This window comes from Sphingomonas gilva, assembly GCF_003515075.1.
Lineage (GTDB): Bacteria > Pseudomonadota > Alphaproteobacteria > Sphingomonadales > Sphingomonadaceae > Sphingomonas > Sphingomonas gilva.
This window is the reverse complement of sequence record NZ_QWLV01000013.1, coordinates 1-23,241: the sequence shown is the minus strand read 5'-3', so window position 1 is coordinate 23,241 and position 23,241 is coordinate 1. Positions and strand designations below refer to the sequence as shown.

17 protein-coding genes, 2 tRNA genes and 1 pseudogene are annotated in these 23,241 nt (G+C 69.4%); 12 read left to right on the top strand and 8 right to left on the bottom strand.

Translation table 11 applies throughout. From position 1 onward, the window contains the following. A partial coding sequence (locus D1610_RS17320; RefSeq protein WP_222927039.1) for a hypothetical protein occupies positions 1-192 on the top strand: 192 nt, incomplete at its 5' end. A gap of 50 nt (positions 193-242) precedes the next feature. On the opposite strand, the gene D1610_RS16755 is transcribed toward D1610_RS17320, so the two are convergent. From D1610_RS16755 to purM, 3 genes and pseudogenes are all read right to left on the bottom strand, one after another. After that, positions 243-881 carry a hypothetical protein gene (locus tag D1610_RS16755; RefSeq protein ID WP_118865346.1) on the bottom strand — a complete coding sequence of 213 codons (639 nt, stop codon included), beginning with the start codon at positions 879-881 and terminating at the stop codon, positions 243-245. Next, positions 878-1,823, bottom strand: a pseudogene (gene purN, locus D1610_RS17650) (phosphoribosylglycinamide formyltransferase). The gene D1610_RS16755 and the pseudogene purN overlap by 4 nt, the downstream one beginning before the upstream one ends. After that, positions 1,816-2,898 carry a phosphoribosylformylglycinamidine cyclo-ligase gene (purM, locus tag D1610_RS16740; protein WP_118865344.1) on the bottom strand — a complete coding sequence of 361 codons (1,083 nt, stop codon included), beginning with the start codon at positions 2,896-2,898 and terminating at the stop codon, positions 1,816-1,818. The pseudogene purN and the gene purM overlap by 8 nt, the downstream one beginning before the upstream one ends. Positions 2,899-2,967: 69 nt before the next feature. On the opposite strand from purM, the gene D1610_RS16735 reads away from it, so the two are divergent. From D1610_RS16735 to D1610_RS16720, 4 genes are read left to right on the top strand one after another with little or no spacing between them, the layout of a single operon-like run. Then, entirely contained in the window at positions 2,968-4,218 is a 1,251-nt protein-coding gene (locus tag D1610_RS16735) for a heavy-metal-associated domain-containing protein (protein ID WP_245942369.1), read from the top strand. Beyond that, positions 4,215-4,844: an HdaA/DnaA family protein gene (locus D1610_RS16730; protein WP_118865342.1), complete on the top strand. Its 630-nt coding sequence runs from the start codon at positions 4,215-4,217 to the stop codon at positions 4,842-4,844. Before D1610_RS16735 ends, D1610_RS16730 begins: the two co-directional genes overlap by 4 nt. Then, the gene (locus D1610_RS16725) at positions 4,841-7,012 is read left to right on the top strand and encodes an RNA degradosome polyphosphate kinase (protein ID WP_118865341.1); all 2,172 of its coding nucleotides are present in this window, start codon (positions 4,841-4,843) and stop codon (positions 7,010-7,012) included. The genes D1610_RS16730 and D1610_RS16725 overlap by 4 nt, the downstream gene beginning before the upstream one ends. After that, a complete protein-coding gene (locus D1610_RS16720; RefSeq protein ID WP_342768373.1) occupies positions 7,013-8,503 on the top strand; it encodes a Ppx/GppA phosphatase family protein in 1,491 nt (496 codons plus the stop codon). It begins immediately after the preceding gene. A gap of 39 nt (positions 8,504-8,542) precedes the next feature. On the opposite strand, the gene D1610_RS16715 is transcribed toward D1610_RS16720, so the two are convergent. The 3 genes from D1610_RS16715 to yaaA form a co-directional block, all read right to left on the bottom strand. Then, positions 8,543-8,893, bottom strand: coding sequence for a DUF952 domain-containing protein (locus D1610_RS16715; RefSeq protein WP_118865340.1), 351 nt, complete (start codon positions 8,891-8,893; stop codon positions 8,543-8,545). Then, positions 8,890-11,640 carry a DNA gyrase subunit A gene (gyrA, locus tag D1610_RS16710; RefSeq protein ID WP_118865339.1) on the bottom strand — a complete coding sequence of 917 codons (2,751 nt, stop codon included), beginning with the start codon at positions 11,638-11,640 and terminating at the stop codon, positions 8,890-8,892. The genes D1610_RS16715 and gyrA overlap by 4 nt, the downstream gene beginning before the upstream one ends. 91 nt (positions 11,641-11,731) lie before the next feature. Then, positions 11,732-12,487: a peroxide stress protein YaaA gene (gene yaaA / locus D1610_RS16705; protein ID WP_118865338.1), complete on the bottom strand. Its 756-nt coding sequence runs from the start codon at positions 12,485-12,487 to the stop codon at positions 11,732-11,734. Positions 12,488-12,681: 194 nt separating this feature from the next. On the opposite strand from yaaA, the gene D1610_RS16700 reads away from it, so the two are divergent. Then, a complete protein-coding gene (locus tag D1610_RS16700) occupies positions 12,682-13,926 on the top strand; it encodes a hypothetical protein (protein WP_118865337.1) in 1,245 nt (414 codons plus the stop codon). A 264-nt stretch (positions 13,927-14,190) separates the two neighbouring features. On the opposite strand, the gene D1610_RS16695 is transcribed toward D1610_RS16700, so the two are convergent. Further along, complete coding sequence (locus tag D1610_RS16695; RefSeq protein ID WP_118865336.1) at positions 14,191-14,649, bottom strand: Lrp/AsnC family transcriptional regulator; 459 nt, start codon at positions 14,647-14,649, stop codon at positions 14,191-14,193. Between the two features lie 145 nt (positions 14,650-14,794). On the opposite strand from D1610_RS16695, the gene D1610_RS16690 reads away from it, so the two are divergent. The 3 genes from D1610_RS16690 (at position 14,795) to D1610_RS16680 (ending at position 17,505) form a co-directional block, all read left to right on the top strand. Next, positions 14,795-16,366 (top strand): sensor histidine kinase, encoded by a 1,572-nt coding sequence (locus D1610_RS16690; RefSeq protein WP_118865335.1) that lies wholly within the window; start codon positions 14,795-14,797, stop codon positions 16,364-16,366. A 5-nt stretch (positions 16,367-16,371) separates the two neighbouring features. Further along, positions 16,372-17,373, top strand: coding sequence for a polysaccharide deacetylase family protein (locus D1610_RS16685; RefSeq protein ID WP_245942368.1), 1,002 nt, complete (start codon positions 16,372-16,374; stop codon positions 17,371-17,373). Positions 17,374-17,429: 56 nt separating this feature from the next. After that, positions 17,430-17,505 (top strand) — tRNA-Ile (locus D1610_RS16680). 266 nt (positions 17,506-17,771) lie between these two features. Here the strand turns inward: D1610_RS16680 and D1610_RS16675 are convergent. Then, entirely contained in the window at positions 17,772-20,126 is a 2,355-nt protein-coding gene (locus D1610_RS16675) for a putative bifunctional diguanylate cyclase/phosphodiesterase (RefSeq protein WP_118865333.1), read from the bottom strand. A gap of 175 nt (positions 20,127-20,301) precedes the next feature. On the opposite strand from D1610_RS16675, the gene D1610_RS16670 reads away from it, so the two are divergent. The 3 genes from D1610_RS16670 (at position 20,302) to D1610_RS16660 (ending at position 23,101) form a co-directional block, all read left to right on the top strand. Beyond that, positions 20,302-20,378: transfer RNA gene (locus D1610_RS16670), tRNA-Pro, on the top strand. Between the two features lie 18 nt (positions 20,379-20,396). Then, positions 20,397-21,296, top strand: coding sequence for an aldo/keto reductase (locus tag D1610_RS16665; RefSeq protein WP_245942373.1), 900 nt, complete (start codon positions 20,397-20,399; stop codon positions 21,294-21,296). A gap of 5 nt (positions 21,297-21,301) precedes the next feature. Then, entirely contained in the window at positions 21,302-23,101 is a 1,800-nt protein-coding gene (locus tag D1610_RS16660) for a CapA family protein (protein ID WP_245942371.1), read from the top strand. The last annotated feature ends 140 nt before the right edge of the window (positions 23,102-23,241 follow it).

The following is a 23,241-nucleotide window of genomic DNA, read 5'->3' as shown; positions in this document are numbered from 1 at the left end:
GCGATTGCCCGGCTTCATGAAGCCGGGCAATCGCACACCGTTCCTCGATCGAAAGCTGGCGGTATCTCGACATGGCAACACCTGTACGTGGTGTTGCACTTCGTTTGTGAACTCAGAGGGGTCCATGTTTCCGCAAACGCTACCGGCGTTGGTTCTCGCGGCGCGATGGACCCCGGAACAAGCCTGTCCTGAGCCTGTCGAAGGGTCCGGGGTGACGGGAAAAGGACTGCGAGAATTGTTGCTTAAGGCGCCTTCCACATGGCGTCGATGCGCGCCTGGCCGTCGCCCTTCACCCGTTCGCGCAGGATCACGCCGCGGAGCTTGAGCACGCGGCCCTGCAGCGTGCGGGGTTCGGTCCGCCAGACGAGATCGTAGATCGCGGTGCCGGTGCGCTGGACGTCGCCGTCCCAATAGCTCGCAGTGATCGCCACCGGCAGCCGCCCTTCGCGGCGATCCGCGCCGCCGTCGGTCAGTTCGAGCATCCGCGCGGCGATCCATTCGGCCTCGATCTGCGGCTCCAGCACGCTGGTCTGCGGCGACACCCCCAGCGCCTCCGGGAAGCGCACCTCTATCTGTTGGATGCGATGCGCCGGGTCGGAGAGCGCCAGCGTCTCGCCGTCCTCCCCCGGCGTGCCGATCAGCAGCACCGCGCTGCTCGCGGCCCGCTCCTTGCGCTCGGCGGCGCGCTCGGCCGCGCGTTCGGCGGCGGCGTCCTGCCGTTCGGACCAGCTGTTCCAGAAGGTGAGGCCGGAGATCACCACCGCGGCGACCGCGACGATCTCGCCCAGCGTGATCCAGCGGCGGCGCGTGGCGGCGGCCTCGGCCTTCGCCACCGCCTGCTCCGCCGCGGCTTCCTCGGCGGGTGTCGGCTCGTCGCTCATCGTCCGCCGGCCTCCAACAAACGGCGCGGCGCGGCGAATTCCCAGCTGCGCACAATCCGGTCCTCGATGTGCGCCCAGTCGGTGCCGGGCGGCGCGATGTCGACCGCGATCCAGCCGGCCGGGCCGATATAGGCGGGCCAGCTGTAGAGATCGGGATCGGCCTCGATCAGCATGTCCTGCTCCTCGCGGCCGCTGGTCTTGACGCAGACGACGGTGGTGCGGTCGCCATGATGATCGTGGCGGAAATAGGCGAACATCTTGCCCGCGACCTGGAAGGCGGGAATGCCGTGCGAGACCTTCTCCGAGGTTTCGGGCAGCGCGAGGCAGATCGCGCGGACGCGCTCCAGCGCGGCGTCAGGATCGGGGTGCAACACGCGTGACGAACTCCGCAAGCGCCTGAGGATAGAGGCGATGTTCCTCCACCAGGATGCGCGCTGCAAGCGAATCCGGCGTGTCGCCCGGCTTAATCGGCACGCGCGCGCTGGCGAACACGGGCCCGTCGTCGAGCCCGGCGGTGACGACATGCACGCTGCAGCCCGATTCGGCGTCCCCGGCCGCGATCGCGCGGGCGTGGGTGTCGAGCCCCTTGTAGGCGGGGAGCAGCGAGGGATGGATGTTGATCATCCGTCCTGCCCAGCGCTCGACGAACTCGGGCGAAAGCAGCCGCATATAGCCGGCGAGCGCGACATATTCGGCACCGGCGCGGCGCAGCTCGGCGTCGATCAGCGCGTCGAACGCGGCGCGCTTCATGCCGGCATGGCTCAGCCCCCAGGTCTCGATCCCCATCATCCGCGCGCGGGCGAGACCGGGCGCGTCGGGATCGTTGGCCGCGACGAGCGCGATCTCATAAGGGCATGTCGGACGCTCGGCGGCCTCGGCCAGCGCGATCATGTTCGATCCGCGCCCCGAGATGAGCACGCCGACACGGGCGCGCTCAGCCATGGAAGGCCGCTTTCCAATCGGCGCGCGCGCTCCAGGTCCCGGCCGATCCGGTAACGGTGCAGCCGCGTTCGCCGGCCTCGATGCGGCCGATGAGCGACACCGTCTCGCCGGTTGCCTCAAGCGCTGCCCGTACCTCTCCAGCGCGGTCCGCCGCGACCACCGCGACCATGCCGATCCCGCAGTTGAAGGTCCGCGCCATCTCCTCGGGCTCGATCGCGCCCTGCGCCTGGAGAAAAGCCATCAGCCGCGGCTGCTCCCACGCATCGGCGTCGACCGTCGCGTGCGCGCCCTGGGGCAGCACGCGCGGGATATTCTCCAGCAATCCGCCGCCGGTGATGTGCGCCAGCCCCTTGATCGCGCCCTCGCACAGGACGGGCAGCAGCGACGCGACGTAGATCCGCGTCGGCGCCATCAGCGCGTCGATCAGCAGCCGGTCCTGATCGAACAGCGCCGGGCGGTCGAGCTTCCAGCCCTTGTCCGCCGCCAGCCGCCGGACCAGCGAGAAACCGTTCGAATGGACGCCGTTCGAGGCCAGGCCCAGAATGACGTCGCCGGGCGCGATGTTCTTGCCGGTCAGCAATCTGTCGCGCTCGACCGCGCCGACGCAGAAGCCGGCGAGGTCATAGTCGCCATCGGCGTACATGCCGGGCATCTCGGCCGTCTCGCCGCCGATCAGCGCGCAGCCGGCCTGGCGGCAGCCCTCGGCGATGCCCGCGATCACCCGCTCGGCGACCGCATTGTCCAGCTTTCCGCTGGCGTAATAGTCGAGGAAGAATAGCGGCTCCGCGCCCTGGACGATCAGATCGTTGGCGCACATCGCGACCAGATCGACGCCGACGCCGTCATGCCGGTCATGCTCGATGGCGAGCTTTAGCTTGGTGCCGACCCCGTCATTGGCCGCAACCAGCAGCGGATCGCTGAAACCCGCCGCCTTCAGGTCGAACAACCCGCCAAAGCCGCCCAGATCGGCGTCGGCGCCGCTGCGCCGGGTCGATTTCGCCAAGGGGCCGATCGCGCGGACCAGCGCATTGCCCGCGGCGATCGATACGCCGGCCTGTTCGTAGGTGTAGCTCATTGGAGCCGCCTAGCCATATCCTGCTTGGATTTCCACGTCCGCTTCGCCAAAAGGGCGCGCGTGAAGAGAGTGACGCTTATCTGGGCCGCCGCCGGCCTGCTCGCCGTCGCGGGCGCGGGGTCGCTCGCCATCGCCCAGATCGAGGGCGGCGACCGCGGCGTCGCGCCGATCGACAGCTCGGGCAGCTTCGAAGTCTCGGGGATCAATGTCGATATCCGGGCGAAGACGGCCGAGGCGGCGCGGCTGGGCGGCTGGCGCGAGGCGCAGCGGCGTGGCTGGCGGATGCTGTCGCAGCGGTTGGGCGGAGGCGGCGGGTCGCTCCCCGATTCGACGCTCGATTCGATCGTCTCGGGCATCGTCGTCGAGAATGAGGAGATCGGGCCCAACCGCTATGTCGCGCGGCTGGGCGTGCTGTTCGACCGCGCCCGCGCCGGGCAGCTGCTCGGCGTCGGCGGCAATTCGCTCCGCTCCCCGCCGCTGCTGGTGATCCCGGTACAGGTATCCGGCGGCGTCGCGCAGGTGTTCGAGACGCGGACCGAATGGCAGAAGGCATGGGCGCGCTACCGCACCGGCAACAGCGCGATCGACTATGTCCGGCCGTCGGGCACGGGCCCCGACGCGCTGCTGCTGACCGCCTCGCAGATCCACCGCCCCGGGCGCGGCTGGTGGCGCACGCTGCTCGACGGATTCGGCGCGGCCGACGTCATCATCCCGCGCGTCACGCTGACCCGGCAATGGCCGGGCGGACCGGTGATCGGCACGTTCGAGGCGCGCCACGGCCCCGACAATCGCCTGATCTCGCGCTTTGCATTGCGCGTCGCGCGCACCGACGCGATCCCCGCGCTGATGGATGCGGGCGTGCGGCGGATGGACGAGATCTACGAAGGCGCGCTGCGATCGGGCATTCTCCGTCCCGATCCGCTGCTGACCTTCGAACCGCCGGTGGCAGAAGGCGAGGAGGAGCTGATCGAGGAGCTGCCGACCGAGCTCGTCATCGATCCGTTCACCATGCCCGCCAGCGGATCGGTGATCAGCATCCAGTTCGATACGCCCAACGTCTCCTCGGTGTCGGCGGGCGAGGCTGCGCTGCGCGGCATTCCCGGCGTGCGTTCGGCGGCGACGACCAGCCTCGCACTGGGCGGCACGTCGGTGATGCGCGTGCAATATGACGGCGGCCAGCCGGGCCTCGCCGCTGCGCTCACCGCGCGCGGCTGGCAGGTGCAAGCGGGCGAGGGGGTGCTGCGCATCACGCGCGCGGCGCCCGCCGCGCCGCCGCCCGCGCCGCCAGCAGAACCGGGGGCCGACGGCGCCGAGCCATGAGCCAGATCGCGCTTCCGCTCGACTGGCCGGCGGACGCGACCGCGGACGAGTTCCTGATCGACGATTCGAACCGCGCGGCGGTGCGCCATCTGGAGCATTGGGGCGCCTGGCCGGTGATGGCGAGCGTGCTCGCCGGTCCCCGCAAGTCGGGCCGCAGCCTGTTGGGCCGCATCTTTCGCGGCCAGACCGGAGGCCAGGTGATCGACGACGCCGACCGCGCCGACGAGGAGGCCATGTTCCACGCCTGGAACGCCGCGCAGGCGACGCGCCGTCCGCTGCTCCTCATTGCGGAGACGCCGCCCGGCACCTGGGGCGTGCGCCTGCCCGACCTCCGGTCGCGGCTCGCCGCCACGCCGGTCGTCGCGATCGAGCCGCCCAGCCAGGCGCTGGTCGAGGCGCTCGCGGCGCATCTGCTCGCACGGCGCGGGCTCGATGCGCGCGGCGATCTCACCCGATGGATAGCGCATCGCATCGAACGGAGTCATATTGCTGTCATGCGCGCGGTCGATGCGCTGGACGAGGCCGCCCTGTCGCGCCACCGGCGCCTCACCATCCCGCTCGCGCGCGCCGCGCTCGTCGAGGCGGGGCTGGTCGGGGAGGCGCCGCCGGAGGTTGAGACCGCATGACGTCGGCCACGCATCTGAAGTCGATCGCATCCTCGAACGACGACGATCCCATCTCGCTCGGCGGCGACAGCGAACGCTATTTCAACCGCGAGCTTTCGTGGCTGGCGTTCAACCGCCGCGTGCTGGAGGAGGCGTGCAATCCCGCGCACCCGTTGCTCGAACGCTTACGCTTCCTGTCTATATCGGGCAGCAATATCGACGAGTTCTTCATGGTCCGCGTCGCCGGCCTCAAGGGGCAGCAGGTGCAGGACGTCGACCAGCGCTCGGTCGACGGGCTGACCGCGAGCCAGCAGCTCTCCGCGATCACCGAGGAGGCGGATGCGCTGATGGCGAGCCAGCAGGCGGTGTGGCGCGACCTGCACGACAAGCTGGCCGACGCCGGGATCGAGGTGCTCGACGCCGAATCGGTCGCCGCTGCCGCGGGCGACTGGCTCAAGCGCCATTTCGTCGAACAGATCTTCCCGATCCTCACCCCCCAGGCGCTCGATCCCGCGCATCCCTTCCCCTTCATCCCCAACAAGGGGACCAGCGTGATCTTCGATCTCGTCCGCAAGTCGGACGGGGCGGAGATCCGCGAGCTGGTGATGCTGCCCGCGACCGCGCCGCGCTTCGTCCGCATCCGCGGCGATGCGGCGCGCTATGTCTCGATGGAGACGCTGATCCGGCGTTTCTCCGGCGTGCTGTTCCCCGGTTACGACGTGCGCGGATCGGCCGCCTTCCGCGTGCTGCGCGACAGCGACCTGGAGATCGAGGAGGAGGCCGAGGACCTGGTCCTCTACTTCCGCAGCGCGATCAAGCGGCGCCGGCGCGGGCGGGTCATCCGGCTGGAGCTCGAGGCCGGAATGCCCGACGAGCTCGAAAAGCTCCTGAAGGAGGAACTGGGCGCGGGCGAGGCGATCGTCACCGACAGCGACGGTCCGCTCGGCATCGGCGATCTCGAGGCATTGGTCGACGAGGACCGGCCCGACCTCAAATTCCCGGCCTTCACCGCGCGTTTTCCCGAGCGCATCCGCGAGCATGGCGGCGACTGCTTCGCCGCGATCCGGGCGAAGGACATCGTCGTCCACCATCCGTACGAGACGTTCGACGTGGTGCTCGCCTTTCTGAAGCAGGCGGCTGCCGATCCCGATGTCGTCGCGATCAAGCAGACGCTTTACCGCGCAGGCAAGCAATCGGCGGTGATCAATGCGCTGATCGCCGCGGCCGAGGCGGGCAAGTCGGTCACCGCGGTGGTCGAATTGAAGGCGCGCTTCGATGAGGAGCAGAACCTGCTCTGGGCGGCGGCGCTCGAACGCGCTGGGGTGCAGGTGGTCTATGGCTTCATCGACTGGAAGACCCATGCCAAGGTATCGATGGTCGTCCGGCGCGAGGGCGGCGGATATCGCACCTACTGCCATTTCGGCACGGGCAATTACCACCCGGTCACCGCGCGCATCTATACCGATCTGAGCTTCTTCACCGCCGACCCGCGCGCCGGCCGCGATGCGGCGCAGCTGTTCAACTACATCACGGGCTATGTCGATCCCGAACGGCTGGAGCTGCTGACCATGTCGCCGCTCGACATGCGCGGGCGCCTGGTCGAGCTGATCGACACCGAGATCGTCAATGCGCACGCCGGCAGGCCAGGGGCGATCTGGGCCAAGATGAACTCGCTGGTCGACCCCGCGATCATCGAGAAATTGTACGAGGCGAGCGCCGCGGGGGTGGAGATCGACCTCGTCATCCGCGGCATCTGCTGCCTGCGCCCGGGCGTGGCGGGGCTTTCGGAGAACATCCGGGTGAAGTCGGTGATCGGCCGGTTCCTCGAGCACAGCCGCATCTGGGCGTTCGGAAGCGGCAAGGCGCTGCCCAATGACGGGGCGAAGCTGTTCATCTCCTCGGCCGACTGGATGCCGCGCAACTTCGACCGCCGCGTCGAATATATGCTCCCCATCCAGAACCCGACGGTGCACGATCAGGTGCTGGACCAGGTGATGGTCGCCAACCTGATCGACAACGAGCAGAGCTGGGAACTCGCCGCCGACGGGCGCTATACGCGCGTGTCGCCCGGCGAACGGCCGTTCAACCTGCATCGCTATTTCATGACCAACCCGTCGCTGTCGGGCCGCGGGGCGGCGCTCTCGTCGAGCGATTCGGTGCCCAAATTGTCGCTCGGGCGCAGGCGCTAGGTGGCGACGCGGCTGTTTCGCAAGCCGGCTGCCGCGCCGATGTCGCCGCACGCCCGTGCGATCATCGACATCGGCTCAAACTCGATCCGCCTCGTCGTCTATGACGGGCCGGAGCGGCTGCCCGCGGTCATGTTCAACGAAAAGGTCATGGCCGGCCTCGGGCGTGACCTGGGCGAGACCGGTCGGCTTTCCGAGGATGCGCTGTCGCTCGCCGGCGACGGGCTGGCGCGTTTCGCCGCGCTGACCCGCGCGATGCGGGTGGCGAGCGTGCGGACCGTCGCCACCGCCGCCGTTCGCGAGGCGTCCAACGGCGACGCGCTGATCGCGCTGGCCGAGGCCGAGGGGCTGGAGGTCGACATCCTTTCCGGCGAGGAAGAGGCCGAGGCCGCCGGGCTTGGAGTGCTCTCCGCCATACCCGAGGCGGACGGGATCGTCGGCGATCTCGGCGGCGGCAGCCTGGAGCTGATCCGGGTGAAGGACGGCGCCCTGCACGAAGGCGTTTCGCTGCCGCTCGGCGTGCTGCGCATCGGCGCGATCCGCGCCAAGGGACGCGGCGCGCTCGAGCGCCATGTCGGCAAGCTGCTCGGCAAGGCGGGCTGGGCGGGGCAGGGAAGGGCCCTGCCGCTCTATCTGGTCGGCGGGTCGTGGCGCGCGCTGGCGCGGATCGACATGCACCTGAGCGATTATCCGCTGCCGGTGATCCACGGCTATCGGCTGGACGAGGGCGCGCCGACCCACCTGCTGCGCGTGCTTTCGCACAGCTCGAAGGCGCGGCTGAAGGAGGTGCCGTCGCTTTCCGCCGCGCGCATCCCGACGCTGGTCGACGCGGCCGCGCTGCTTTCGGCGCTGCGCCGTCAGCTCGGGGCGGGACCGATGGTCGCGTCCGCCTTCGGCCTGCGCGAGGGGCTGCTCTACGGCGCGCTCGACGAGGCGCAGCGCCGCGAGGACCCGCTGATCGCCGCGGCGCGCGCAGAGGGCGCGGTGCAGGGGCGGTTCGCCGAGCATGGCGACCTGCTCGATCGCTGGATCGCGCCGCTGTTCGCCGGCGAGCCGGACGCGCGCCTGCGCCACGCCGCCTGCCTGCTCGCCGATGTCGGCTGGCGCGCCAATCCCGAATTCCGCGCCGAGCGCGGGCTGGACATCGCACTCCACGGCAATTGGGTCGGGATCGACGGCCGCGGCCGGGCGATGCTGGGGCAGGCGCTGTTCACCGCGCTGGGCGGTTCGGCCGGCGCGCCGCCGCCCTGCGACCGGCTGGCGAGCGCCGCCGACCTAGCCCGCGCCGCGCGCTGGGGCCAGGCGATCCGATTCGCCCAGCGCCTCAGCGCCGGCCTCGCCGCCCCGCTCGAGCGCAGCAAGGTAGAGCTGCTGGAAGGGACGCTGGCGCTGACCCTGCCGATCGCGGATCACGCGTTCTACGCCGATACGGTGGTCAGGCGGCACAAGCAGCTGGCGACCGCGTTCGGGCGAATGCCCGTACTGCTGGGCTAAAGGTCAGCAGTGGTGCGCCCGGATAATGCGGGAGGATATCTAGCCAGTGACCGGCAATCTCACCTTGCCATCCTCGTCGCGTTCCAGCGGGCTGTAGGCGATGACCGCGTCGAGCGGCAGCGGGCCGTGGATGTGGGGGAATTCGCTGTCACGCGCCGGTTCCCATCGCACCGTATCGGCCAGCGCCGCCAAATCCACCGCGGCGAGGTGCAGATCGGTCTGGCCGGCGAAATGCCTTGCCAGCGTGCCGTCCAGCTGGGCGGCGGTGGAGAGGTGGATATAGCCGTCGCGGCGGTCGTCGGGCGAGCCGGCGAAGCTGCCGTCCGCCTCCAGCGCCGCCATCTCCGCCGCGGTCAGGATCTTGTAGGCGGTGGTCGGACGTTCGGTCATTCGCCGTCCTCCGGGCCGCTCGCCGCATCGTCGCCGATCGTCGCGCCGGTGTCGGGCGCGGTATCGGCGATTTCGTCGGCGAGATTGGCCTCGGCCTCGTCCTCCGATTCCTCGATGCGCGCGGCGGAGACGACATGCTCGCCATCCGCCACGTCGAACAGCTTCACGCCCGCCGAGGCGCGGCTGATGACGCGCAGGCTGCCCAGCGTGGTGCGGATCAGCTTGGCCTGATCGGTCACCATCATCAGCTGATGGCCCTTCGACGCGGCGAAGCTCGCCACGACGGGGCCGTTGCGCGCGATATTGTCGATGTTGGTGATGCCCTGGCCGCCGCGATTGGTGCGGCGATAGTCATAGGCAGAGCTGAGCTTGCCATAGCCGTTGGCGCAGACGGTGAGGATGAACTGCTCGCGCTCGCGCAGCTCCTCGAAGCGGGCGGGAGGCATGGCGGGCTCGCCCTCCTTCTCCGGCTTCCACGGGGCGTAGCGGAGATAATCCTCGCGCTCCTCCTGGCTGGTGCCGACGCGGTGGAGGATCGAGAGCGAGATGACCTCGTCGTCGGGCCTGAGCGTCATGCCGCGCACGCCGGTCGAGGTGCGGCTCTGGAACTCGCGGACATCGTCGGCGGCGAAGCGGATCGCCTTGCCCTGGCGCGTGGCGAGGAGGACGTCGTCCTGCTCGGTCAGCAGCTCGACGCCGATCAGGCGATCCTCGCTGCCCTCATCGAAGCGCATCGCGATCTTGCCCGCGGTGGGGACGTTGGTGAAGGCGTCCATGCTGTTGCGCCGCACGGTGCCCCTGGCGGTCGCGAACATGACGTGGAGCGCCCCCCATTCGGCCTCGTCCTCGGGCAGCGGAAGGACGGTGGAGATGGTCTCGCCCTCGGCCAGCGGGAGGAGATTGACCATCGGCCGCCCGCGCGTGGCGGGGCCGCCTTCGGGCAGGCGCCAGACCTTGAGGCGATAGACCTTGCCATGGGTCGAGAAGAACAGCACCGGCGTGTGGGTGGAGGTGACGAACAGGTTGGTGACCGCGTCCTCATCCTTGGTCGCCATGCCGGCGCGGCCCTTGCCGCCACGGTTCTGCGCGCGGAAGCTGTCGAGCGTGGTGCGCTTGATATAGCCCTGCATGGTCACGGTGACGACCATGTCCTCGCGCTCGATCAGGTCCTCGTCGTCGATGCCGTCGGCGGCGGGCGCGATCTCGGTTCTGCGCGGGGTGGCGAACTGGTCGCGCACCGCGACCAGCTCCTCGCGCAGCACCTCGTAGAGGCGCGCGCGGTTGGCGAGGATCTCGAGCAGCTCTGCGATACTGCTTGCAAGCTGCTGCAATTCCTCGCCGATCTCGTCGCGGCCGAGCGCGGTGAGACGGTGCAGGCGCAGGTCGAGAATGGCGCGGACCTGGGTGTCCGACAGGCGGTAACTGTCGCCCTCCACCTCATGCTCGACCGCCTCGACCAGCGCGATATAGGGCGCGATCTCGGCGACCGGCCATTCGCGCGCGAGCAGCGCGGCGCGCGCCTCGGCGGGGCTCGCCGAGCCGCGGATGATGCGCACGACCTCGTCGAGATTGGTCACCGCGATGACCAGGCCGAGCAGGATATGGGCGCGGTCGCGCGCCTTCATCAGCTCGTATTTGGAGCGCCGCGTAATGACTTCCTCGCGGAACCTCACAAAGGCTTCGATGATGTCGCGCAGGTTGAGCAGTTCCGGCCGGCCGCCGCGGATGGCGAGCATGTTGGCGGGGAAGCTCGATTGCGCCGGCGTGTGACGCCACAGCTGGTTGAGCACCACCTCGGGCGTCGCGTCGCGCTTCAGATCGATGACGATGCGCACGCCTTCGCGGTTGGACAGGTCGCGGACGTCGGAGATGCCCTCGATCCGCTTGTCCTTGGCGGCTTCGGCGATCTTTTCGACCAGCGCATTCTTGCCCTGCTGGAAGGGGATTTCGGTGAGGATGATCGCCTGGCGATCACCGCGGCCCTCCTCGATCACATAGCGCGAGCGCAGCATGATCGAGCCGCGGCCCTCGCTATACGCCTTGCGCGCGCCCGACTGGCCAAGGATGATGCCGCCGGTCGGGAAATCGGGGCCGGGGACGATCTCGAGCAGTTCCTCGGTGGTGATCGCGCCATTGTCCATCCAGGCGAGACAGGCGTTGATCACCTCGCCCAGATTGTGCGGTGGGATGTTGGTCGCCATGCCGACGGCGATGCCGCCCGCGCCGTTGACCAGCAGGTTGGGGAAGCGCGCGGGGAGCACCTGCGGCTCGCTCTCCGAGGCGTCGTAGTTCGGCGTGAAGTCGACCGTGTCCTTGTCCAGATCGTCGAGCAGCGCATTGGTCACCCTGGCGAGGCGCGCCTCGGTGTAGCGCATCGCCGCGGGCGGATCGGGGTCCATCGATCCGAAATTGCCCTGGCCGTCGATCAGCGGCACGCGCATCGACCAGTCCTGCGCCATGCGCGCGAGCGCGTCGTAGATCGAGCTGTCGCCGTGCGGATGGTATTTACCCATCACGTCGCCGACCAGGCGGGCGGACTTCCGATAGGGCCGGCCGGCGACGAAGCCGCTTTCCTGCGCGGCGTAGAGGATGCGGCGATGGACCGGCTTCAGCCCGTCGCGCACGTCGGGCAGCGCGCGCGCCACGATCACGCTCATCGCGTAATCGAGGTAGCTGGACTTCATCTCCGTGACGATATCGATGGGCGTGATATCGGAAGGGTCGGCGAGGACGGTCTCGTCGGTCAAGAATCGATGCTTTCGGGTAGGTTTCGGTTGTGTGACGGTGTTAGCCGCTCGCGCGCGCCAACGCCAGCCTTACGCGCGTGCGCGCGAGGGATCAGGCACGCACGAACAGCCACATGTCGGGCTCGCTTCCCGCCGCATCGAAGGCGTAGCCGTCCTGGTCGAAGCCCTTGAGCGCCTCCGGATCGTCCAGCCGGTGCTCGCAGATGTAGCGCGCCATCGCGCCGCGGGCGCGCTTGGCGGCGAAGCTGTTGAACTTCAGCCCGCCGGGCGCGCGTTCGCGAAAGTCGATGCGGATCACGCGCAGCCCCTCCGGCAGCTTGCCTTCGACCGCGCGCCAATATTCGCGGCTGGCGAGATCGATCACGATCCGCGAGCCCTCGGCGACGGCGTCCTCCGCCAGCAGGCGCGCGATCCGGTCCTGCCAGAAGCCGTAGAGATCGCCGGTGTGCGGCGCCCATCGCGTCCCCATTTCAAGGCGATAGGGACGGATTTCATCAAGCGGCCTCAGCAAGCCGTAAAGCCCGGAGAGGATGCGCACATGGTCCTGCGCGAAGTCGATCGCCTCGGGCTCCGCCGAGCGCGCGTCGAAGCCGGTATAGACGTCGCCGGCAAAGGCGAACAGTGCCGGCCGGACCGGCAGCGCGGGGAAGTTGCCGAACCGCTCGGCATTGAGCGAGGCGAGCGCGGGCGAGATGTCCATCAGGTCCATCAGCCGTTGCACGCCCAGGCCCGCCGCCGCGTCGGCGAGCAGCGTCGCCTCCGATTCGAAGCGCGGCGTGGTGGCCTGGAGTTCGGGAAGAGGCTTGGCGTAGTCGAGCGTCTTGGCGGGCGAGAGAAGGGCGATCATGTCGCCGGCTCGCCTAGCGTTGGTGCGGTGCAGCGTCAAAGCCCTGGCGCGATAAAGCCTTGTCGTCATTCAAGGGCCGTTCACCGCATCGATGGCATCCGCCCGGCTCAAGCCATGCGCTTGGCGCTTGACGCGTGCGGCAATGAACATAGAGCCGCGTCAAACCGTTACCCCGTCGGGACAAGGAGAGTTTGATGATCCGCATTTCCAAGGCCACGCTGCTGGCGGCCGCCGCTTTCGGCCTGACCATCGGCGCGCCCGCGGCAGCGCAGGAGCAGGCGCCGGCGCAGCCTGCGGCGAAATCGATCAACGATTTCAAGCTGACCAAGGAAGTCCGCAACATCGTCGCCGCGGCGCAGACGCAGATGGCCGCGGGCGACAATGCCGGCGCGATCGCCAAGCTGAACGAGGCGCTGCCGCTGAGCAAGACCGCGGACGACCGCTACATCATCGGCAATGTCATGATCGACGCGGCGTCCAAGGCGAACGATCAGGCCAACCAGCGGCGCGGCGTGGACATCATGATCGAAAGCGGCGCGATCACCGGCGCCGAGCTGGGCAAGTTCCAGTTCTTCGCCGGCCGCTTCAGCTATGCCGCCGGTGAATATGACAAGGCGCTGACCCAGCTCAACGCCGCCAAGGCGTCGGGTTATCAGGATCCGCAGATGGCTATCCTGATCGCCGATGCGAGCCTCAAGGCCAACAAGCCCGACGGGCTCGCGATGCTGCGTCAGGCGGTAGAGGCCGAAGTCGCGGCCGGGCGCAAGCCCGACGAGGCGTGGATCAAGCGCGGGCTTGCCGAAGCCTATAAGGGAAAGCAGGCGGATCAGGTCGCCTGGTGGGCGCAGACCAGCATCAAACATTATCCGACGCCGCAGAATTGGCGCAATGCGCTGCTGATCTATCGGGACGGCGCCAAGCTGGAGCCGCAGGCCGATCTGGACATGCTGCGCCTGATGCGCGCGACCAAGTCGCTGACCGGCGAAAGGGACTTTTACGAATATGCCAGCTCGGCGAATTCGCGCGGCCTGCCCGGCGAGGCCAAGGCGGTGATCGACGAGGGCAGGGCCGCGGGCGCGATCGGCGGCGACAGCGCGGCGCTCAAGGAGATCTACACCTCCGCCTCGGGGAAGGTGAAGGCCGACCAGGCGTCGCTCGCGGCCGCCGAGAAATCGGCCGCGACCGCCAAGGACGGCAAGGCGGCGGCGAGCACCGCCGACGCCTATCTGGGCTACAAGAACTACGCCAAGGCGGCGGAGCTCTATGCGCTCGCGCTGACCAAGGGCGGGGTGGACGCCAACCAGGTCAATACCCGCCTGGGCATCGCGTTGGCGTTGTCCGGCCAGAAGCCCGCCGCCAAGGAAGCCTTCGCCAAGGTCACCGGGCCGCGCGCGGGCGTGGCGGACTATTGGGAGCTGTACATCGATCAGGCCGCCTGATCCGCGGCCGCGATGCCTGATCGGGGCGGGTCTTCGGGCCCGCCCTTTTTATTGGTTCGCCGATGGGTTCGCGGAACCGGGTCCCCGATACGGAGGTCCATCGCGCCGCACTTGCAGCATATTGCCTCCAACTCCGCCCCTGCCGCTCGATGGACCCTGGCACAAGTCCGGGGTGACGGGGTGGGAAGATATGCATCACACAGAAGACAGTCGGCTAAAAAAGTCGATCGGCCCCAGCGTTCGCAACGCGATCTGATCGCTCCCTCATTCCTCGACCGGAACGCCGGGTTCGTTCTTCGAGGTGCGGATGGTGAGCGAGGTCTTGACGCTCGTCACGTTGGGCGCGGTGATCAGGGATGCCGTCAGGATCGACTGGAACTGCGCCAGATCGGTCGCCACCAGCTTCAACAGGAAATCGATCTCGCCGTTCAGCATATGGCATTCGCGAACCTCGGGAATGCCCGCCACATGGCGCTCGAACGCGGCGAGATCGCCCTCCGCCTGGCTCCTGAGGCTGACCATCGCGAACGCGGTGATCGAATAGCCCATCGCCTGCGGATCGAGCGCGGCGTGATAGCCGGTGATGAAGCCGCGTTCCTCCAGCGCGCGCACGCGGCGCAGGCACGGCGGCGCGGTCAGCCCGACCCGCTGCGCAAGCTCGACATTGGTGATCCGCCCATTCGCCTGTAGCAGCCCAACCAGCTTGCGATCGATCGGGTCCATCCCGCACCTGCTCCCATATCGGAATCAAATGATTCCCGTCTGCCGCCATCTATAATAATGTTACCGCGCAACGCAATTGTCCCACAATGTTACGGCGCGAAAATGGGACAGTACGCGCTTCGGGGCGAGCGATATCGCGGAAGCCATGCCGGCCCCCGACATCATCGCGGATATCGCCCCCTACCGCGTGGACGATCGCGTCCGCACCGCGATTCTGGGGCTTTCAGGCGATGCGACGGCGCGCGAGACGGCATGGCGGCAGATGATCGACCTGCTGTGCCAGCCTAGCCTCGCCGCAGCCGATGCGGACATGCTGGTCGACGCGGTGATGCGCGTGCATGCGTCGATCCCGGTCGATGGCCGGCGCGAGGCGGCGCGGGTGGCCGCGTTCGGCGCGCCGCCGCCGGCGCTGGTGGTGCTGCTGGCCAATGACCGGCCGGTGGTCGCCGCCGATCTCCTCGCGACGGTGAGGCTCGGCAAGGAGGCCTGGGGCGAGGTGCTGCCGCAGCTTTCGCCGGTCGCGCGCGGCATATTGCGCGCGCGGCGCGATCTCGACCCGGATGTGGCCGTGGCGCTGGCGAGCTTCGGGCCGGTCGATTTCGTCCTGCCGGGATCGACGGTTGCGGAGGCCGGGGATGCCGGGTTGACGCGGATCGCCGACCTGGTCGCGCGGATCGAGGCGTTCCGCCAGACGCGCCAGCCGCCGACGCCTCCCGTCACGGTCGAGCCGCTCGCGGAGTTTCGCTTCGAGACCGACGCGGCCGGAGTCGTCCGCTGGGTCGACGCCGCGGATCGCGCGGCGCTGATCGGCGTCGGCCTGACCGAGCCGGCCGAAGGCGCCGGCCCGGGGGTCGATGCCGGGGCGATGGCGGCGATCCGGCGGCGCAGCGCGTTCCGCGATTGCCGCCTGACGGTGGCGTCGGACACCCCGGCGGGGGGCGACTGGCGGATATCGGCCGCGCCGGTGTTCGACGACGCCACCGGACGGCTCGCCGGCTATCGCGGCGTGGCGCGGCGGCCGACGCCGCACCAGCGGGCCGAGGCGATGGCGGCGCCCTCGCTCGCGCCCGATTCGCTGCGCCAGCTGGTCCACGAGCTGCGCACGCCCCTCAACGCGATCGGCGGTTTCGCCGAGCTGATCGAGCGTCAGCTGATGGGGCCCGTCGCCGCGCCCTATCGCGCTATCGCCGGGGAGATCGGCGGCAACGCCAGCCGCCTGATGGGCGCGATCGACGATCTCGACGCGGCGGCGCGGATCGATGGGCGCAGCCTCGATCTCGTGGCCGAATCGGTCGCGCTCGATCGGATCGTCGGCGACGCGCTCGCGCGTTATCGGCCGTTCGTCGCCGAACGCGGCGCGCTGCTGATCGAATCGATCGATGCGCCGGTGTCGGTGGAGGCCGATCCGCGCGCGGTCGAGCGGATGGTCGGCCGCCTGCTCGGCGCGGTGCTGCCGATCGCCGAGGCGGGCGAGGCGCTCCACCTCGCGCTTGCGATGCAGGACGGCTGGGCGCGGCTGACGCTCGACCGCCCCGCCGCGTTCGACGCCGATCACGGCGATGACGATTCCGCGCTGCTGCTCGGATTCGACTTCTCGATCAGGCTGGTCGGCGGGCTGGCGCACGCGATGGGCGGGCGGCTGGCGGTCGAGGGACCGCGGTTGACGCTTTCGTTACCCGCCGCCGCTACACGTTCGGCGGAGGACGGCAGGGGATAGGGATTTTGCCAGAGGCGACCGCGCATTATCGACCGCCCGCGCCCGAGCGCGACCAGCGGATCGACTGGCCGGACGATTTCGGGCTGCGCTTCACCCTGTTCGTCGATGCCGAGGAGGAGTTCGACTGGTCGCGGCCGTTCGATCGCGCCAACCGGTCGACCAGCCATATGCGCGCGCTGCCGCAGGCGCATCAGAGCTTCACCGATGTCGGCCTGGCGCCCATCTACATGGTCGACCACCCGATCGCGACCGATCCCTGCGCGATCGAGATCCTGGGCGCGCTGGTGGCGGAGGGCACCGCCGCGATCGGAACCCAGCTGCACCCCTGGGTCAATCCGCCCTTCATCGAGGCGGTGTGCGAGGCGAACAGCTTCGCCGGCAACCTGCCGCCCGAGTTGGAGGCGGCCAAGATCGACATGCTCGGCGCGGCCATCACCCGGGCGTTCGGCGCGGCGCCCAGGGCCTATCGCGCCGGGCGCTACGGTCTGGGGCCGCACACCCTGGCGACGCTCGAATCGCGGGGCTATGCGCTCGATACCTCGATGCGCAGCCTGTACGACTATTCCGGGACGGGTGGGCCCGACTATTCGCACCTCGATGTCGGCCCCTTCTGGTGCGGGCCGCAGCGCAAGCTGATCGAGCTGCCGCTGTCGAGCGCGTTCACCGGCGTGCTGCGCGGGCATGCGCGCGCGGTCTCGCGTCTGCCCGGCGCGCATCTGTTCGCCCGCGCCGGGCTGCTTTCGCGCGTCGCGCTGACGCCCGAGGACATGCCGGTCGAGGATGCGCTGGAGGCGATCCGGATCATGGCGGGCGACGGCGTGCGGCTATTGAGCTTTTCCTATCATTCGCCCTCGATCGAGCCGGGGCACACGCCCTATGTGCGCGACGCCGCCGATCTGGCGCGCTTCTATCGCTGGTGGGACGCGGTGTTCGCCCTGCTCGCCCGGATGGGCGCCAGGCCCGCGTCGCTCGACCAGATCATCGCCGCGGCCTGGGCGACGCGGTGAAGGCTTGAGCTTGGCGCGCGCCGAGCGCTCGGCTATCGCCCATCCACGCGCTGGCGGGGCCTGTAGCTCAATGGTTAGAGCTGGCCGCTCATAACGGCTAGGTTGCGGGTTCGAGTCCTGCCGGGCCCACCAGCGCGAGCAGAGGCGGATCAGGCCGCCTCAGGGCTGGAACGCCTGCCATTCGGCATCGCATTGCTCGCAAAATCGGCGGCTATGCTGGCCCGGCGGTCGCTTGTGGCATTGCCGGCACAGCTCCGCCCTTCGGGGCGCGAGCCGATGATAAGCGCCAATAAGAAAGCCCCACAGCACGTAAGAATGCCCCACAGCACGACATCCGACGCTAAACGCCTCGTCGCACTTCTGCAACAGCTCGTCCGTACGGCGCGCGAACGGCAGATCTATGCGGCGCGCTCGGTGATCTGCGGGCGGTAGTTGCGGGTGAAGATGTTGAACGGCACCGGCTTGCCGATCAGATAGCCCTGCACGACATCGCAGCCGAACGCCTCAAGCCGCTCGAGCACGTCGGTGGTCTCGACGCCCTCGGCGACCACCTTCATGCCCAGTTGGTGGCCGAGCTGGATGGTCGAGTTGACCAAAATCTCGTCCGACCGGCTGTCGGCGATGGCCCGCACGAAGCTCTGGTCGATCTTGAGCTCGGTCGCGGGCAGGCGCTTCAGATAGTTGAGCGTCGACTGGCCGGTGCCATAGTCGTCGATCGAAATGCCGATGCCCATCGAACGGAAACGCTCGAGCACGGCGAGCGCATTCTCGTCGCTGGTCATCGCGGCCGATTCGGTGACTTCGAGGACCAGCTGCTCGGGCAGCACGCCGTTGCGCCACAGCGCGTCGCAGACCATCTCGACCAGGTTGGGCGCGGACAGCATCGTGGTCGACAGGTTGACCGCCACCACCGGCCGCTGCACCGCGCTGGTGATCGTCGCGAAATCGCCGAGCGCGGTGTCGAGCACATGGCGCGTCAGCTTGCCGATGCGGCCGCTTTCCTCGGCCAGCGGCACGAAATTGTCGGGGCGGATCGCGCCGCGCTCCGGATGCAGCCAGCGCACCAGCGCCTCGGCGCCGATCACCATGCCGCTCTTCAAATCATATTTGGGCTGATAGGCGACCCAGACCTGGCCCGAATCGATCGCGCCGTCGAGCTCGCCGAGCAGCGACATGCGCCAGCTCGCCTCGTCCTGCTCGTCGGAGCTGTAGCTGTGCCAGCGCAGGCCGCGTTCGGCCGCGCGCTCGGCCGCCAGCGTCGCGCCGCGCAGCGCGACTTGCAGATCGGCCTCGCCGGTGCACAGGCCGTAGGTGAGGGCGATGTCGATCGGCCGCGGCCCGATCCTGATCGGCGCGGAGAGGATCGCGGTCAGCGCCTCGAACCGGTCGGGCGCCTCGTCCTCGCTGCCCGGCGGGATCATCCAGGCGAACACGGCGTCGCTGGGATGGTAGACCTTGGCGTTTTCCGCGATGAAGGCGATCCGCTCGGCGACGCGGCGCAGGAGCTCGCCCGCCTGCTTCTCGCCCAGCACCGCGGTGATCGCGCTCAGATCCTGGATGCGCGCGACGGCGATGTGCACGCGCTCGCCAGAGCGCACGTCGAAGTGCAGCGCGTGCGCATTGGGCAGGCCGGACAGCTCGTTGGTCGCGACGCTGTCGAAGAAGGACTGGGCGAGGCTGGCGAGCCCGCGCATCGCCACGCCGGCGAACAGCATCATCAGCGCCGGGACGACCAGGAACACCCAGCGCAGCGTCGATTCGGCGATCAGCGGGCCGATCAGCAGCACCAGCGCCGTCGCGACGATCGCCACCCCCGCGACGACGCGCGACCGCACGAAGGCGGTGGCGAACACCGCGCCCAGCGCGAAGATCATCGGCAGCACGCCGCCCATGAACACCGGCGTCTTGCCGGCGAGCAGCGTTTCGGCGCCGATCAGATGGACGAACACGCCGGGCAGCACATGGCTGGGCGTCATGCCCTCCATGCCGCTGCGGTCCGGGAACTTGCGCGGGAACAGCACTCGGTCGCCCATCTCGAGCGCGGTCGCGCCGATCACCACCCGCTTTCCGGCGACGAGCGCTGGATCGAATTCTCCGGCGATCACGTCCGCCGCGCTGAGCCGCGTGATCTTGCTGACGTCGATCGACATGTCGAGCCGATAGAGCCGGCCCGGCGCGACCGGGGCCTCTGCGAGCAGGACCGAGGTGGAAGGACGCGGCCGGCCCCTGACGATCTCTCCGGTCGAGCCGTGGCGAACGAAGCCGTCGGGGTCGAACGCAGTCGGAATCGCGGCGATCGTCGCGTGCGTGGCCAGCTCCGGGATCGGCATGATGTCGACATCCGGCGACGCGCCCATGCGCTCGCGGCCCGAAGCGAGGATCACCCGTCCGCCCGAGCGCGCCAGCGCCGCGGCGAACGCGCGGTCGTCGACCGGATTGGACCGCGAGGAGAAGTCGATATCGAAGGCGATCCGTTCGGCCCCGGCCTCGCTCAGCCGGTCGACCAGCGCGCCGTGGTAGCGTCGCGGCCAGGGCCAGTTGCCGTAGGTGCGCAGCGATCGCCGGTCGATCTCGACCAGCACCAGCTTGCCGCTGGGCGGCTGATCGCGCAGCACCGCGCGCGCATCGGCCATCGCCCGGTCGATCGACTGGCCGATCCGGGTCTGGAGCGTGATCGCGCCGATCAGCAGCGCGCCGAGCACGATCGCGGCGCGGCGGCGCTGGAGCAGCTTCTTGCCGAATGCGAACAGCATCGCCCTAGCCCCCGCAAAGCCGCGCGGGCGGATGGGCGACGGGCGGAAGGCGGCGCAGGTCGGTCATGCGGGTTTTCGTCATGGCGGTTGGACCAAGGCCATACAGCGTGCGCGTTAACATTGTCTTTGAACGGGCTTGGCGGATGCGGCGCGAGCCGGTAAGCGCTCCCCAAGTCGGGGAGTGGCGCAGTCCGGTAGCGCGCCTGCTTTGGGAGCAGGATGTCGCAGGTTCGAATCCTGTCTCCCCGACCAACCGACCTCGGGGGGAGCATCGGACACGTGATCACGCCGTCGCGCCAGCCGCGCCCCTTGGGCAAGAGCGGCATTCTCGTCTCGCCGATCGCGTGGGGCACGTGGCGGCTGGCGGGGGACGATGTCGCAGGCGTGCGCGCGATGATCGACGCGGCGCTGGGCGCCGGAATCACGCTGTTCGACACCGCCGACATCTACGGCATCGGCACCCCCGGCGGCTTCGGATCGGCCGAGGCGCTGTTCGGCCGCGCGCTGGCGGAGGAGCCCGCGCTGCGCGGCCGCATGGTGATCGCGACCAAGGGCGGGATCACCCCGCCGGTGCCCTATGATTCGAGCGCGGAGCACCTCGCGCACGCGGTCGACGCCTCGCTCGCAAGGATGGGGATCGATGTGATCGACCTCTACCAGATCCATCGCCGCGATCTGCTGACTCACCCTGAGGAGGTGGCGGGTGCGCTCACGCGCATGGCCGAGGCGGGCAAGGTGCGCGCGATCGGCGTCTCCAACTACAGCCCGGCCGAGCGCGATGCGTTGCAGGCATTCCTCGACCTGCCGATCGTCAGCACCCAGCCCGAATTCTCCGCGCTGCACACCGCGCCGCTATGGGACGGGACGCTCGACCAGGCGATGGCGGCGGACATGGCGGTGCTCGCCTGGTCGCCGCTCGCCGGCGGGCGGCTCGCGGCGGGCGATCACCCGGCGCGGCTACTGCTCGCCGAACACGGCGCGCGCTTCGACGCCGATGCGTCGGCGGCGGCGCTCTCCTGGATCATGGCGCACCCTGCGCGGATCATCCCGATCGTCGGATCGCAGAACCCGGCGCGCATCGCGGCGGCGGCGGACGCGTGGCGGGTCGGCTGGACCCGCGCCGAATGGTATGCGGTGCTGCAGGCGGGGATGGGGGAGCGGCTGCCGTGAGAGCGATGCTGGCGATGGCCGCCCTGGCCTGCGCCATGCCGGCCGTGGCGCAGGACGCGCGCATCGCCGGAACGGTGGTGTCCGCCGACACCGGCGCGCCCCTGGCGGGCGTCACCGTCCGGGCGGGCGGCGTCTCGGCGATCACCGATGCGCGGGGCGCCTACAGCCTCGCCGCGCCGGCCGCCGACCATTACACCATCACCTTTGCCGAGGCCGGGCATTACGACGCCCGTCAGGTGTTCGCGCGGCATGAGCTTGGCGACATCGCGCCGGTCGCGCTGGTCGCGCGCAAGCCGGGACGCGCCTTGTTCGTGTTCGGCGGCGACGTCATGGCGGGCAGGCGTTACGAAACGCCGCTGGAAGGCGAGCGGCAGCTGATCCGGCCGGGCTCGCGGCTCGCCGATACGCGCGCGCTGCTCGCCGAGGTGACGCCCGATCTGGCGGCCGCCGATCTCGCCAGCGTCAATCTGGAGATCACATTGTCTGCGGCGCCGCTCACCGAGGCCGCGGACAAGGCCTATGTCTTCTATGCCGATCCGGCGCTCGCCACTGCGCTGAAGGGCGCGGGGGTCGACTATGTCTCGCTCGGCAACAATCACACCTACGACTATCTGGAGCCGGGGCTGAGCGCGACGATCGCCGCGGTCGACGCTGCCGGGCTGGGCCATTCGGGCGCTGGGCTGGACGAGGCGGCGGCCGCCAAGCCGTGGCGGACCGAGATTGCGGGCGAGCCTTGGTCGGTGCTCGGCTTCGTCGGCTGGAAGGGACCGGGCACGCCCAACCAGGTGGCGGAGGCGGGCAAGGGCGGCGCGGCGCTGGGCACCACCGAGGCGATCCGCGCGGGTATCGGCGCCGAGAGCGCGGCAGGCCGCGCCACCATCCTGCAATATCACGGCAGCAGCGAATATTCGGACGGCCCGACCGACATCACCGCCGAGCGCATGACCGCGGCGGTGGAGGCGGGCGCCGATCTGGTGATCGGCCATCACCCGCACGTCATCCAGGGCTTCGCCTTTCATGACGGCAAGCTGATCGCGCATTCGCTCGGCAACTTCCTGTTCGACCAGTATTTCCTCGAAACCCACCCGTCGATGCTGCTGCGCGTGTGGATGGACGGCGAGGATTTCCACCGGGCGGAAATCGTGCCGCTGCACATCCGCGACTATCGCCCGGTTCCGGCGATCGGCGGGATGCGCCAGGCGGTGCTGCAGCGCGTCCGCGCGCTATCGGTGGCGAATGGCGTCGCCATCGGGCTTTCGGGCGGCCATGGCTGGATCGCGCCGCCTGGAACGACGGTTGCCGCGATACCCGTCGCGGCGGCGGGCGAGCGATTGTGGCGCGGCGATTTCGAGAGCTTCACCGGCTTCGGCGCGGAGGACCGCAGCTGGGAGATCGACGGCGGCTCGATCGCGGCGGCGCGCATGGCGAGAAGCGGCGGCTTCGCGCTGCAGCTGACGCCGGCCAAGGGTGCCGAGCGGATGACGCTGTCGCAGAAGATCGCCTTCCGCAAGCCGGCCGCGGGGCCGCTGAACATTGCGGGCGCGGTGCGGCCGGAGAGCCCGGCGAGGTTCGCGGTCGAGGTCCGCTATCGCGCGGCGGCCAAGGACGCGCCGCCCGACCGCTGGCAGCGGATCGGCGAGGTGGCCGCGCCAGCCGGTGAATGGGTCAAATTCGCTTTCGATTCACAGCCGCCGGCCGAACCCAATCGCGGTTTCAGCATCCGTTTCGTCGCGGCGGGAGAGGGCGGGGCGCTTCCGACCGTGCTGCTCGACGACGTCACCGTGGTCGAGCGCGCCGTCAACTAGGGTCCAAACTCAATTAGAACAGGGTCGTGACGGAGCGGATTTTGGCGCCAGGCTAGGAGCAAGGAGGGAGCGATGCCGAAGCATCGTGACCGACGCGCGGCCGGGCCCCCGCAAAGTAATACTTTGCGGGGAGCCCCGAC